The following is a 12,295-nucleotide window of genomic DNA, read 5'->3' on the forward strand; positions in this document are numbered from 1 at the left end:
CCCATGACCAACCCCTTCGACGACCAGGACGGCACCTTCCTCGTGCTCGTCAACCAGGAGAACCAGCACTCGCTGTGGCCGCAGTTCGCGGACGTCCCCGCCGGCTGGACCGTCGCCCACGGCCCCGATACCCAGGCCGCCTGCCTGGAGTACGTCGAGCAGGCCTGGACCGATATGCGGCCCAAGAGCCTCGCCGACGCCATGGACGCCCAGCGGTAGCGCGGCCGACGTTGACCTCCACCGACACCCTGGGCGGGACCCGCGGCACTGCGGGCCCCGCCCGGCCCGGCGACCTCGCCGCAGCACTGCGGACGCCCGAGGCCCGCCGGGACCCGTACCCGATCTACGCCCGCATGCGGCGGGAGGACCCGGTGCACCGCAGCGCCCAGGGCATCTGGCACCTCACCCGCTACGCCGACGTCGAGGCGGCCCTGGGCGACCTGCGGCTGTCCAACGACCGCGACCGGATGACCCGCGCCTACGGCGCGCTCGGCGGCGACCTGAAGGCGTTCAGCCGGCTCACCGACCGGCTCGGCCGGGTGATGACCAACACCGACCCGCCGGACCACGCCCGGCTGCGCAAGCTGGCCAACCGCGCCTTCACGGCCCGGCGGGTCGAAGCCCTGCGCGACGGCATCCAGCGGATCGTCGACCGACTCGTCGACGAGGCGGTCGCGGCCGGGCCGGCCATGGACCTGATCGAGGCGGTCGCCTCCCCGCTGCCGCTCTCCGTCGTCTGCGAGCTGTTCGGCATCCCGCCCGAGGACCGCCCGCAGGTCAAGACATGGTTCCGCCGCTTCGGCCGGATGAGCGAGGACATCGACAAGTCCGAGGAGGCGATCGGGCAGTACGAGGAGTACCTCGCCCGGCTCGTCCGCCGACGCCGGGCCGACCCGGGCGACGACCTGATCAGCGCCCTGGTCGCGACGCAGGCGCAGGACGACCGCCTCACCGACTCCGAGCTGCTGTCCACCTGCTTCGTCCTGATCACCGCGGGCGACGAGACCACCACCCACCTGGTCGGCAACGGCATGCTCGCGCTGCTGCGCCACCCCGGGCAACTGGCCCGCCTGCGCGAGGACCCGACGCTGATCCGCACCGCCGTCGACGAACTCACCCGCTACGACACGCCGACCCAGGCGATCGTCCGGGTCGTCGCCGAGGATGTCGGGATCGGCGGGCGGACGCTCCGCGCGGGCGAGCTGGTGTACCTGTTCCTCGCCGCGACCAACCGTGATCCCGAGCGCTTCGAGGACCCCGACCTGCTCGACCTGTCCCGCCCCGGCAACCGGCACCTGAGCTTCGGCAACGGCCCGCACTTCTGCCTGGGCGGCCCGTTGGCCAGGCTCCAGGTGGAGGTGGCCATCGGCACGCTGGTCCGCCGGCTCCCGCAGCTGCGGCTGGCCGACGAAGCAGCCGGTGGGGCGGCCCTCGAATGGCGGCCCAACCCGCTGCAACGGCGGCTGAGCGCCCTCCCGCTCACCTACTGACCCTCGAACGATGACGAAGGAGAACCGACCATGACCCGAGAGTTCGAGGTCCGCAAGGAACAGGATCTGCCCGGGACACCCGAGCAGATCTGGGCCGCGGTCGCCACCGGCGCCGGCAACCTCGGCTGGCTGTACCCCATGGAGGTCGAGCCGCGCGTCGGCGGAAAGGCCACCCGGTCCGACAGCACCGTCGTCGTGTGGGAGCCGCCGAGCCACTTCGCCGTCCGGGCGACCCTGGGCAACGAGTTCTCCAACACGCTCAGCTACCGGATCGAGCCGGTGGACAGCGGAACGAGCCACCTGAGCATGGGAATCCACTGGGTGCACGAGGGCGTCTGGGACGAGACCTGGGACACCAAGGCGGACGCGGCCGAGAAGCACGTCCACTTCTACCAGCACGGTCTCGCCGAGTACCTGCGGCACTTCGGCGGCCGCCCCGCCGTCTACATCAAGGCCCAGCGCCCCGAACCCACCGCCGACCCGGCCGACTTCGGTGCCCTGCGTCGACGCCTCGGCCTCGCCGACGACGCGGCCGTCGGCGACCGGCTCGAACTCCACGTCCCCGGTCCGGACGGCAGCCCGGAGGCGGTCGTCGTGGACTGGCTCAGCCCCGACTTCGTCGGCCTGCGCGGCCCGGACGGGCTGTACCGGTTTTTCAACGGCAGTTCCTGGAACTGGCCGATCTGGCTGGGCCACCACCTGTACGCCGAGGACGCGGACGAGGAACAGGCCACCAAGGTGTGGAACGACTGGCTCAACGGCGCCTGACGCGTCGCACAACAGACAACCGAAGGACCTTCTGGTGGAAACACTGCTCTTCACCGCCGAACTCGTCGAGGAAGACGGCACCTACAAGCTCGTGGTGCAGGACGTGGTGCGGGACACCGTCCAGATCACCCCGGTCCCCAAATCCGCGGTGGACAAGCTCCCGACCTTCCTGTCGGTGCTGAGCTCCAAGCTCGGCACCACACCGACGCGCGGTCGCCGGTAGGGGCCTGACCCCAAGGCCCGGTGGTTCACATATTCGCGCTGGTGGCAAGGTGGTCCGCCAAGGCCGATCCCCGATGGGCAGACAGGCATGTGAAGCTCCGGGTGGACACTGACCCAGCCTCCAGCCAGGTTGGAAAGCTCGAAGCTGCCTGCCATGCGGTGGGCCTGGATGCGTCAGGTGCCACTGTCCTGCGTGGGCATACCAACGCGGTCTTCCTGCTGGCTTCCAGCCCTGTGGTGGTCAAGATCGCGCGGCGCGGCTCCAACACCGCGGAGGTGCGCCGGACCGTCCAGTTGGTTGAGTGGCTGGTCGGTCTGGACTTCCCGACCGTCCCCTTGCTTCCACGGGAGCAGCCGGTCCTCGTCGTCGATTGCCCGTGGGCCCCACTGACGCGCCCGGTCGCTGTCGGCGAGATCGCGGTGTGCCGACCGGGGTGACGGTGGCTTATGTCGGCGGGGCGAAGACGGTCTGGATGGCTGTGCGGGTCTGGGCGCGGAGCCAGGTGTGGGCGCGGTCGTTGTCGTAGCGCTGGTGCCAGCTCAGATAGAGCGGGATGGGGGGCATCTCCAGGGGGAGAGGGAGGGTCAGGAGGGCCAGTTGCTGCCGGGCGGCGCGGGTGACCGCCTCGGGGACGGAGACCACCAGGTCGGTGTCGAGTGCCAGGTTGAGGGCGGCGGCCGTGGTGGGGGCGGCGGCGATGACCGTGCGTTCCAGTCCGAGGGCGCCGAGGGCGTCGTCTACGGGGTCGCTCAGCCGTCCCCGGCGGGAGACGGTGGCGTGCTCGGCCGCCGCATAGCGTTCGGCGGTCAGCGGCCCCTCGGCGAGCGGGTGGCCGGGGCGGACCGCGACGACCAGGCGGTCCTGGCCGATCAGTCGGTGGCGGATGTCGGGCACGGTCGGCTTGGCGGAGCTGGACTCCAGGTCCACATCGCCCCGGCGCAGCTCGGGTGTGTCGGAGCCTGACTCGGCGACCAGGCGAAGCCGTACGCCCGGGGCCTGCCGGTGGACCGAGGCGACCAGGGCGGGGCCGCAGGCGGCGGCGAGCGCGTCGTGCAGGCGCACGGTGAAGACCCGCTCCAGCGTGGCCAGGTCCACCTCGCGTTCCGGGGACAGCACGTCGTGGGCCTGCTGGACGAGGTCGTGGACCTGCTCCTGGACGGCCAGGGCATAGGCGGTGGCGACCATCGTGCGGCCGGTGCGCACCAGGATCTGGTCTCCGGTGGCCTTGCGGATGCGGCCCAGGGACCGGCTCATCGCGGGGGCGGTGACATGGAGGCGGGCTGCCGCTCCGGCCACGCTGCCCTCTTCCAGCAGCGCGTCCAGGGCGGTGAGCAGGTTCAGATCCAGTTGCATATCGGTAATCCTAGGCGTGACATACATGCACTTGTTGTTAATCCACGGACTGCCTACCGTCGAGGAGCAGGCGATGAAGTGAACCGGATCCCCTCCAGGGAGCATCTATGTCTCTGCTCGACAACGCCCTTCTGGCCACCGTGGCGGACGCGGTCCGGTCCGCCGGGGCCACGCTCCGGGACCGCTACACCCCGCATGCCCGAGGGGTCGGCCTCGATGAGATCGTCCACGAGATCCACGCCAACGACGCCGCCGTGCTGGAGGTGCTGAAGGCGCCGCTGCTCGCGGCCCGGCCGGGGTCCCAGTGGGCCGAGGACGAGTTGGCCGGCGGCGCGCTGCCGGGCGGCGAGTGGTGGGTGGTCGATCCGGCCGAGGGGAACATCAACCACGTCCACGGCATGGCGGACTGGGCGGTCACCGCCACGCTGGTACGCGACAACCGGCCTGTTCTGACCGTTGTCCACCTGCCGCTGACCGGTGACACCTACACGGCGCTCGCCGGTCTCGGCGCCGAGCTCAATGGCACGGCGTTGCGGGTGTCGGCTAAGACCGACCTGGGCGCGGCCCTGATCGGCACCGGCCAGGCCAAGCCGGGCGAGGACGAGCGAGCCCTGCGCAAGATCGGCGACTCGGTCACCGCGATGCTGGTCAACGGGCTCGTCGTCCGCGTCTCCGTCCCCGCCACCCTGCAACTCATCCAGGTCGCCGCCGGGCGGATGGATGCCTTCTGGCAGTTCTCCGACGTCCGCTCCGGGCTGGTGGCCGGTGCCCTGCTGGTCGCCGAGGCCGGTGGCACCGTCACCGACACCGACGGCAGGCCCTGGACTCTGGCCGGCCGCGACTTCATCGCCGCCGCCCCGGGCATTCACGCCGCTGCCGTCAAGGTCCTGGCACCCCTCGCCTGACCAACCCGCACATCCCAAGGAGCAGACCACCATGGCCACCATGACCACCATCGGCATCCTCGGCGCCGGCCGTGTCGGCGCCAACCTGGCCCGCAAGCTCGCCTCCGCCGGACATGACGTCACCCTCGGCCACCGCAGTACCGGGGCCGAGGCCGAGGCCGGTGTCGACCCGTCGATCCGGTTCGCGGACCAGCGCAGCACCGCCCGGACCGCCGACATCGTGATCAACGCGACGCCGGGTGACACCGCCCTGGAGCGCCTGACGGAGTTCCGGTCCGAACTCGCGGGCAAGATCCTCGTCGATGTCTCCAACGCCACCCATGACGCTGCGGACGGACTCCCCGGAGAGCTGGTCTATCCCGGCGGCAGCCTGGCCGAGCGCCTTCAGCACGCCCTGCCGGAGACCCGGGTGGTCAAGACCCTGAACACCATGCTCTTCACGGTCATGACCGCCCCCGAGTCCCTGGCCACCCCGCCGACGGTGTATCTGTCCGGCGATGACGACGGCGCCAAGAAGGCCGTCGCGGGCCTGCTCGCCGACCTGGGCTGGCAGCCGCAGTGGATCGAGGACCTCGGCGACATCACCACCGCCCGCGCCAGCGAGGCGCTGATCCTGCTGGTCCCGCATGTGCTGCGGCGCCGTGGATTCCAGCCGTTCGCCGTCTCCTTGGCCCGCTGACGGGTGCCGCTGACGGCCGGCCGCCGCACCCCTCTGCACCCGCCAATAATGCGTTATTATCGGCCGCATGGGCGACAGAGCGGCTGATGTTCGAGCGGGCGTGCCCCCGGCCGGTACGGATGCGCAGCGCGAGCGCATTCTGCGGGCGGCGGCCCGGGCACTGGCGGAGCGCGGCTTCGACGCCGCCCGGCTGCGTGATGTGGCGAACTCGGCCCAGGTGTCGATCGGGCTGCTCCAGCACTACTTCGAGACGCGGGACCTGCTCTTCCGTCATGCGTTCGAGTGGTCCATCGCGGATCTGATCGACCGGTGGCGCAGCGCCTCGGTCGAGGAGCCCGAGCCATGGCGCCGCTTCCAGCTCCTGGTGGACGAACTCACCCGCGATCCGGACCTGTCCCGCAGATGCGCCACCTGGACCGAGTTCTGCGCGAGCGCCTACCGGCACGAAGAACTGCGGGACGGAGTCCGGCGGGTCCACGAGGAGTGGCGTGCCCTGGTCTCGGAGATCGTCGGCGAGGGCGTGCGGTCCGGCCGGTTCGCCCCGGTGATGCCGGTGGAGACGGCGGTCCGGGTGATCACCGTACTGGTCGACGGCTGCGACATGGCGGTGGCGGCCGGCGGTGGGATGGAGCCGCCCCGGTACGCCGAACTGCTGCTGGGCACCGCCCGAGCCGTCCTCGGCGTACGGGAGGGCGCAGCGTCCCCCGGCCCGGCGGACCGCCCCTGACACCGTGTGGCCCGCACCTGGGAGGGAAGCCCTATGGGATCGAAGTTTCCGCACCTGTCCAGCCCGCTGCGGATCGGCGGGGTGACGCTGAAGAACCGCATCCTGTCGTCGGGACATGACACCGTGCTGGTCCAGGACGGCAGGGTGACCGACGAGTTGGTCGCCTACCACGAGGCACGCGCCGCCGGCGGCGTCGGGCTGATCGTCGTCCAGGTCGGCGGCGTGCATGAGACGGCGCGCTACACCACGCATGTGCTGATGGCCACCGACGACGAGTGCATCGCGGGATACCGCCGACTGGCGCAGGCCGCGCACCGGCACGGGGCCAGGGTCTTCGGGCAGCTCTTCCATCCGGGGCGGGAGATCCTGGAGTCACGGGACGGGTCCGCACCGGTCGCCTGGGCGCCGTCCGCCACGCCGAGCGAGCGGTTCCATGTCATGCCGCGCGCGATGTCGCCGGAGGAGATCCGGGAGGTGGTGGACGGCTACGGGGCGGCGGCCCGGCGCCTGCGCGAGGCCGGGCTCGACGGGGTGGAGGTGGTGGCCAGCCACGGCTATCTGCCGGCGCAGTTCCTCAACCCCCTGGTGAACGTGCGGAACGACCGGTACGGCGGCAGCGACGAGAACCGGCTGCGCTTTCTGCACGAGGCCCTCTGCTCGGTACGGGCGCAGGCCGGGGACGGCTTTGTCGTCGGCCTGCGGATCTCCGGCGACGAACTCAGCCACGACGGCCTGACCACCGCGCGGGTGCTGGAGACCACCGCCAGACTCGACGCGGACGGGCTGCTCGACTATGTGAGCGTCTGCGCCGGGAGCTCGGCGACCCTGTCCGGCTCGCTGCATATCGCGCCCCCGATGTCCCAGCCGGCCGGGTACACGGCTCCGCTGGCCGCCGAGGTGCGGGCCACGGTGAACGTCCCGGTGATGGTGGCCGGTCGGATCAACCAGCCGCAGGAGGCCGAGCAGATCGTCGCGCAGGGCTGGGCCGACGCCTGCGCGATGACCCGGGCGCTCATCTGCGACCCCGAGATGCCGGACAAGGCCCTCCAGGACCGCACCGAGGAGATCAGGGCCTGCATCGGATGCAACCAGGCGTGCATCGGGCACTTCCAGCGCGGTTACCCCATCTCGTGCATCCAGCACCCGGAGACCGGCCGGGAGCGGCGCTTCGCGGTGCTGCCCCCGATCGTCCGCCGCAAGCGGGTGCTGATCGTCGGGGGCGGACCGGCGGGGCTGAAGGCGGCTGCCGTCGCCGCCGAGCGCGGCCACGAGGTGACCCTGCACGAGGCGGCGCGCAGGGTCGGCGGCCAGGTGCTGCTTGCCGAACGGCTGCCGGGCCGGGCGGAGTTCGGCGGTGCGATCACCAATCTGGAGGGCGAGGCCAGGCGGGCGGGGGCACGGATCGTCACCGGTTCCCGGGTGGACGCCGCGCTGCTGCGGGCCGCCGAACCCGACGCGGTCATCGTCGCGACCGGGGCGGTTCCGCGTCGCCCGGCGCTGGAACTCGCCGATGACCCCGTTGTGCTGGACGCCTGGGATGTCGTACGCGGTGCGGAGACGCCGCGCGGCCGGATCGTGGTGGCGGACTGGCGCGGCGACTGGATCGGGCTCGGCGTGGCCGTGCTGCTGGCCCGGCAGGGGCGGCGGGTGGTGCTCTGCGTCACCGGCTTCGGCGCGGGGGAGCACCTTCAGCAGTATGTGCGGGCCGCCATGCTCGGCGATGCCGTCCGGGCGAAGGTGCAGATCGTGCCCAATGTCCGGCTGTACGGCGCGGACAGCGACACCGTGTACCTCCAGCACACCCTGACCGAGGAACCGGTCCTGGTGGAGGACGTCAGCGGCGTCGTACTGGCCCAGGGCCACGACCCCGTCACCGAGCTGACGGACCTGGCCGACGCCCTGCCCGGCCGGATCACGGCCATCGGCGACTGCGTCTCACCGCGCACGGTCGAGGAGGCCGTCCTGGAGGGGCTGACCGCCGCCGCCGCGCTGTAGCGTCCATCCGGTGTCCGCGCGCCGGGCGGCCGGGGTGGTCAGGCGTGGGCGGGGAGCCGCAGCAGGGCGTGGATCGCATGGGCGGCGGCGCGGCCCGCGCGGTTGGCGCCGACGGTGCTGGCGGACGGCCCGTACCCGACCAGGTGCACCCGGGGGTCGGCCGCCGCGCGGGTGCCGTCCAGGGCGATGCCGCCGCCCGGTCCGCGCAGGCCCAGCGGGGCCAGGTGGCCGATCGCAGGACGGAAGCCGGTCGCCCAGACGATGGCATCGGCGGCGACCGTACGCCCGTCGTCCCAGGCCACCCCGGTCGCGGTGATCCGGTCGAACATCGGCAGCCGCTCCAGCGCCCCCAGCTCGCGGGCCCGCCGCACCGCCGGGCTCTCCGTCAGACCGGTCACGCTCACCACGCTCTGCGCGGGCAGGCCCTGCCGCACCCGCTGCTCCACCAGCGCCACGGCGGCCCGGCCCGCCTCCGGGGAGAAGGGCGTGTCGCGGAAGACCGGCGGACGCCGGGTCACCCAGGTGGTCTGCGCCACGGCGGCGGTCTCCGCCAGCACCTGGACCGCCGAGGCACCGCCGCCGACCACCACCACCCGCTGCCCCCGGAACTCCTCGGGGCCGCCGTACTCCGCGTAGTGCAGCTGCCGACCGTGGAACAGCCCGGCGCCGGGGTAGTGGGGGACGAACGGGCGGGTCCAGGTGCCGGTGGCATTGACCAGCGCCCGCGCCGACCAGCGGCCCGCGTCCGTCTCCACCAGCAGCCGCCCATCCGGGTCCGGCCGCACCGCCCGCACCCGCACCGGGCGCACCACCGGCAGTCCATGGGTCCGCTCATATGCCGCGAAGTACTCCGGCACCGCCTCCCGGGCCGGGCGCCCAGGGTCGGCCGGCGGCAGCGGCAGCCCGGGCAGGTCGTGGAAGCCGTGGACCGCCGCCATGGTGAGGGTGGGGGAGCGGTGGCGCCAGGCCCCGCCCGGGGCGTCGTCCGCGTCCAGCACCACAAGCCCGTCGTACGGAGCGAACCCGCGCCGCCGCAGGTGGTAGGCGGCGGACAGCCCCGCCTGCCCGGCGCCGACCACCACCACCTCGGTCTCGATGGCGGGTGTGGGCAGCGGTGCGGGCCTGGTCTCTTCTGCGGAAGCGGTCACGGCGGAGGCAACGCCGGTACGCCCCCGGGTCTTCCTTGCCCGTCCCTTGCCCGCCCCTGTCGGGTCCGGCCCCGTCGGCTGACCGGGCTGACCGGACCTACTCCGCCGCTGCCGCCGCGCCTGCCGCCGACCCCGAACCGGCCGCTGCCGCCGCGCCCCGGACCTGGCCGAAGATCAGGCTGGTCCGGGCCTGCTGCACCGCCGGATGTGCCGTCAGGTGCTCCAGGACGAAGTCCCGCAGCGCCACCGTGTCCGGCGCCGCCACATGGAGCAGGTAGTCGTCCGGCCCGGAGACATGGAAGACCGCGAGCACACCGGGCAGGTCCGGCGCCCCGCGCACAAAGGCGTCGACATGCCGGGGCGCATGCGAGTGCAGCCGCACCGCGATCATGGCCTGGACGCCCAGGCCGAGGGCGCGCGGGTCCACATCGGTGTGGAAGCCGCGGATGACCCCGCGCTCGCAGAGCGACCGGATCCTGGTCAGGCAGGTCGACGGGGCGATCCCGACCGCCTCCGCCACGGCCTTGTTCGGGGTACGCGCATTGTCGCGGAGCACCCGCAGGATGGCCCGGTCGACGGGCGCCAGCTCGCGGTGAAGTTCGTTCGGCACGGCACGATGGTGACCCCGTCCGCCGAAGAAGAGCAAGAGCCGGAGGCCCGATACAGAACATCGTGCGGCCCGGCGGCGCGCGCGGCAGAAGTCGTCCACCCTGGTGGCGCCACCGCACCCGCACCGCACCCGCACCGCCCCCGTACTCGCCACGCCCCGCACCGGGAGGACCCGCCCATGCCGGACCGCCGCCGCCCCGACACCGCCGCCGTCCACGCAGGACGCAGCGGACTGCACGGCCAGGGCGTCCATGTGCCCCTCATCGACCTCTCCACCACCAACCCGCTGCCCGGCGTCCAGGACGGCGGCGACGCCTACGAGACCCTGGCCACCGGAGGCCGCCCCGGGCCCGCCCACAGCCATGTCTACCAGCGGCTGTGGAACCCCACCACGGCCGGATTCGAGGACGCCCTCGCCGAACTGGAGGAACTGCCCGAGGCCGTCGCCTTCGCCTCCGGCATGGCTGCCCTCGCCGCCTGCCTCACCGCCACCCGCGCCGCCGGCCGGGGCCATGTGGTCGCCGTCCGCCCCCTGTACGGCGGCACCGACCACCTGCTGGCCACCGAGCTGCTCGGCACCGAGGTCAGCTGGGCCGAGCCGCACACCGTCGCCGCCGCCCTCCGCCCCGACACCGGCCTGGTGATCCTGGAGACGCCCGCCAACCCCACCCTGGAACTGGTCGACATCGCCGCCGTCGCCGCGCAGTGCCGCCGCCCCGGCGCCGACCCGGTGCCACTGCTGGTCGACAACACCTTCGCCACCCCCGTCCTCCAGCGCCCCGGCCGGCACGGCGCCGACCTGGTGCTGCACAGCGCCACCAAGTACCTGGGCGGCCACGGCGATGTGCTGGCCGGTGCCGTCGCCTGCCACCCCGACTGGGCCGTCCGGCTGCGCTCCGTACGCGCCGTCACCGGCGGCATCCTGCACCCGCTCTCCGCCTATCTGCTCCACCGGGGCCTCCAGACGCTGCCGCTGCGGGTGCGCCGGCAGAGCGCGACCGCCCAGGCCGTCGCCGAACGGCTCGCCGACCACCCCGAGGTGGCCCGGGTGCACTTCCCCGGCCTGCCCGGCGCCGACCCGGCCGGGCTGCTGGGCCGCCAACTGGCGCTGCCCGGGTCGGTCCTGGCGTTCAGCGTGCGGGGCGGCGCGGAGGCGGCCGAGCGGGTCGCCGCCGGGTGCCGGCTGATCACCCACGCGGTCTCGCTCGGCGGGGTCTCCACCCTCATCCAGGTGCCCGCCGCGCTCACCCACCGCCCGGTGGAGGCCGGTGCCCGCCCCGACCCCGGCCTGCTGCGCCTCTCCATCGGCCTGGAGGACCCGGAGGACCTGGTCGAGGACCTGACCTCGGCGCTCGCCGCAGCCGCCCCCGCTCCTCCCGTTCCTGTTCCCGTTTCCGCGCTGTCCCTGGTCAGCTCGTCCGGCTGATCACCACGGCGGTGCCATAGGCGCAGATCTCGGCGCCCACATCGGCGGCCTCGGTGACATCGAACCGCATGGCCAGCACCGCGTTGGCCCCCCGGGCGCGAGCCTGCTCCTCCAGCCGGGCCATGGCCTCGTTGCGGCTCTGCACCAGCGTCTTGGTCAGGCCCCGCAGCTCGCCGCCGACCAGTGACTTCAGGCCGGCGCCGAGCTGGCTGCCGATGTGCCGGGACCGCACGGTGAGCCCGAACACCTCGCCCAGCACCCGGTCCACCTGGCAGCCCGGCACCTCATTGGTGGTGACCACCAGCACATCGGCCGACGGACCCTGCCCGCCGCCGTACTCGTCGATACTGCCGATATTGCCCATGCCGCCATCCTCGCCCCGTCCCGCCCGGTCCGCGCGCCCGGTTGGTGCCGCCCGGCTACGCTGGCCGACAGGCGCACAGCGCGAGGAGGACCGCCGGAGGAGGAGGGCCATGGGGACGGACGCCGCCGCCGACCGGGCGGTCCGCGAGCTCTACCGGGCGCTGCTGGAGGGCTGGGACACCCGGGACGCGCAGGCGATGGCCGCGCCCTTCGCCGAGGACGGCGAGGCGATCGGCTTCGACGGCACCCGCCACTGCGGCCGGGCCGGGATCGCCGCCGAACTGGCCGAGGTCTTCGCGGGCGGCCCCACCCCGGCCTATGTGGCCAAGGTGCGCGGCGTACGGCTGCTCGGTCCGGACGCCGCCGTGCTCCAGGCCGTCGCCGGCATGGTGCCCCCGGGCGAGTCCGACCTGCGGCCCACGCTCAACGCCCGTCAGACGGTGGTCGCTGCCCGGCTCGGCGGCGCCTGGCGGATCGTGCTCTTCCAGAGCACCCCCGCCCGGTTCCACGGCAGGCCCGAGCTCCGGGAGAACCTCTCCGAGGAGCTGCGGGAACTGCTGCGGCCCTCCTACCAGGACGAATGACGACCTCCGGCCCCGGGGACCGAGG

Annotated in this window: 15 protein-coding genes; 11 read left to right on the forward strand and 4 right to left on the reverse strand. The window is 73.2% G+C overall.

Translation table 11 applies throughout. From position 1 onward, the window contains the following. The first annotated feature begins 3 nt into the window (after positions 1–3). The 5 genes from C7M71_RS26765 to C7M71_RS26785 all read left to right on the forward strand — a co-directional run bounded on the left by C7M71_RS26765 (position 4) and on the right by C7M71_RS26785 (position 2,918). A complete protein-coding gene (locus C7M71_RS26765; RefSeq protein WP_111489871.1) occupies positions 4–219 on the forward strand; it encodes an MbtH family protein in 216 nt (71 codons plus the stop codon). A gap of 11 nt (positions 220–230) precedes the next feature. Further along, positions 231–1,490: a cytochrome P450 gene (locus C7M71_RS26770; protein ID WP_111489870.1), complete on the forward strand. Its 1,260-nt coding sequence runs from the start codon at positions 231–233 to the stop codon at positions 1,488–1,490. 30 nt (positions 1,491–1,520) lie between these two features. Continuing rightward, a complete protein-coding gene (locus C7M71_RS26775; protein WP_111489869.1) occupies positions 1,521–2,258 on the forward strand; it encodes an SRPBCC family protein in 738 nt (245 codons plus the stop codon). Positions 2,259–2,292: 34 nt separating this feature from the next. After that, positions 2,293–2,481, forward strand: coding sequence for a hypothetical protein (locus C7M71_RS26780; protein ID WP_229758933.1), 189 nt, complete (start codon positions 2,293–2,295; stop codon positions 2,479–2,481). A gap of 101 nt (positions 2,482–2,582) precedes the next feature. Further along, on the forward strand, positions 2,583–2,918 hold the full coding sequence (locus tag C7M71_RS26785) for a hypothetical protein (RefSeq protein WP_162824401.1): 336 nt from the start codon (positions 2,583–2,585) through the stop codon (positions 2,916–2,918). A 7-nt stretch (positions 2,919–2,925) separates the two neighbouring features. Here C7M71_RS26785 and C7M71_RS26790 read toward each other — a convergent pair whose 3' ends face one another. Beyond that, entirely contained in the window at positions 2,926–3,834 is a 909-nt protein-coding gene (locus tag C7M71_RS26790) for a LysR family transcriptional regulator (protein WP_111489867.1), read from the reverse strand. A gap of 107 nt (positions 3,835–3,941) precedes the next feature. On the opposite strand from C7M71_RS26790, the gene C7M71_RS26795 reads away from it, so the two are divergent. The 4 genes from C7M71_RS26795 to C7M71_RS26810 all read left to right on the forward strand — a co-directional run bounded on the left by C7M71_RS26795 (position 3,942) and on the right by C7M71_RS26810 (position 8,140). Further along, the gene (locus tag C7M71_RS26795; protein ID WP_111489866.1) at positions 3,942–4,739 is read left to right on the forward strand and encodes an inositol monophosphatase family protein; all 798 of its coding nucleotides are present in this window, start codon (positions 3,942–3,944) and stop codon (positions 4,737–4,739) included. A 31-nt stretch (positions 4,740–4,770) separates the two neighbouring features. Continuing rightward, complete coding sequence (locus C7M71_RS26800) at positions 4,771–5,418, forward strand: NADPH-dependent F420 reductase (RefSeq protein WP_265737679.1); 648 nt, start codon at positions 4,771–4,773, stop codon at positions 5,416–5,418. A 67-nt stretch (positions 5,419–5,485) separates the two neighbouring features. Continuing rightward, the gene (locus C7M71_RS26805) at positions 5,486–6,145 is read left to right on the forward strand and encodes a TetR/AcrR family transcriptional regulator (RefSeq protein WP_111489865.1); all 660 of its coding nucleotides are present in this window, start codon (positions 5,486–5,488) and stop codon (positions 6,143–6,145) included. A gap of 33 nt (positions 6,146–6,178) precedes the next feature. After that, on the forward strand, positions 6,179–8,140 hold the full coding sequence (locus C7M71_RS26810; protein WP_111489864.1) for an oxidoreductase: 1,962 nt from the start codon (positions 6,179–6,181) through the stop codon (positions 8,138–8,140). Positions 8,141–8,178: 38 nt separating this feature from the next. Here the strand turns inward: C7M71_RS26810 and C7M71_RS26815 are convergent, their stop codons facing one another. After that, positions 8,179–9,288 carry an FAD-dependent oxidoreductase gene (locus C7M71_RS26815; RefSeq protein WP_229758934.1) on the reverse strand — a complete coding sequence of 370 codons (1,110 nt, stop codon included), beginning with the start codon at positions 9,286–9,288 and terminating at the stop codon, positions 8,179–8,181. A gap of 97 nt (positions 9,289–9,385) precedes the next feature. Continuing rightward, on the reverse strand, positions 9,386–9,898 hold the full coding sequence (locus tag C7M71_RS26820) for an Lrp/AsnC family transcriptional regulator (RefSeq protein ID WP_229758935.1): 513 nt from the start codon (positions 9,896–9,898) through the stop codon (positions 9,386–9,388). 177 nt (positions 9,899–10,075) lie between these two features. Between C7M71_RS26820 and C7M71_RS26825 the strand changes: the two genes are divergently transcribed. Continuing rightward, positions 10,076–11,323, forward strand: coding sequence for a trans-sulfuration enzyme family protein (locus tag C7M71_RS26825; protein WP_111489862.1), 1,248 nt, complete (start codon positions 10,076–10,078; stop codon positions 11,321–11,323). Here the strand turns inward: C7M71_RS26825 and C7M71_RS26830 are convergent. Next, the gene (locus C7M71_RS26830; protein WP_111489861.1) at positions 11,307–11,687 is read right to left on the reverse strand and encodes a YbjQ family protein; all 381 of its coding nucleotides are present in this window, start codon (positions 11,685–11,687) and stop codon (positions 11,307–11,309) included. The two genes, C7M71_RS26825 and C7M71_RS26830, sit on opposite strands and share 17 nt — an antisense overlap. Positions 11,688–11,796: 109 nt before the next feature. On the opposite strand from C7M71_RS26830, the gene C7M71_RS26835 reads away from it, so the two are divergent. Further along, the gene (locus C7M71_RS26835; RefSeq protein ID WP_111489860.1) at positions 11,797–12,270 is read left to right on the forward strand and encodes an SgcJ/EcaC family oxidoreductase; all 474 of its coding nucleotides are present in this window, start codon (positions 11,797–11,799) and stop codon (positions 12,268–12,270) included. The last annotated feature ends 25 nt before the right edge of the window (positions 12,271–12,295 follow it).

The sequence above is a fragment of the Peterkaempfera bronchialis genome (assembly GCF_003258605.2).
In the GTDB taxonomy this organism is placed as follows: Bacteria; Actinomycetota; Actinomycetes; order Streptomycetales; family Streptomycetaceae; genus Peterkaempfera; species Peterkaempfera bronchialis.

Coding starts and splice junctions, on each gene's coding strand:
- C7M71_RS26805 (WP_111489865.1), top strand. CDS start 5,486: ATGGGCGACAGAGCGGCTGATGTTCGAGCGGGCGTGCCCCCGGCCGGT.
- C7M71_RS26795 (WP_111489866.1), top strand. CDS start 3,942: ATGTCTCTGCTCGACAACGCCCTTCTGGCCACCGTGGCGGACGCGGTC.
- C7M71_RS26835 (WP_111489860.1), top strand. CDS start 11,797: ATGGGGACGGACGCCGCCGCCGACCGGGCGGTCCGCGAGCTCTACCGG.
- C7M71_RS26830 (WP_111489861.1), bottom strand. CDS start 11,687: ATGGGCAATATCGGCAGTATCGACGAGTACGGCGGCGGGCAGGGTCCG.
- C7M71_RS26825 (WP_111489862.1), top strand. CDS start 10,076: ATGCCGGACCGCCGCCGCCCCGACACCGCCGCCGTCCACGCAGGACGC.
- C7M71_RS26775 (WP_111489869.1), top strand. CDS start 1,521: ATGACCCGAGAGTTCGAGGTCCGCAAGGAACAGGATCTGCCCGGGACA.
- C7M71_RS26810 (WP_111489864.1), top strand. CDS start 6,179: ATGGGATCGAAGTTTCCGCACCTGTCCAGCCCGCTGCGGATCGGCGGG.
- C7M71_RS26765 (WP_111489871.1), top strand. CDS start 4: ATGACCAACCCCTTCGACGACCAGGACGGCACCTTCCTCGTGCTCGTC.
- C7M71_RS26790 (WP_111489867.1), bottom strand. CDS start 3,834: ATGCAACTGGATCTGAACCTGCTCACCGCCCTGGACGCGCTGCTGGAA.
- C7M71_RS26800 (WP_265737679.1), top strand. CDS start 4,771: ATGGCCACCATGACCACCATCGGCATCCTCGGCGCCGGCCGTGTCGGC.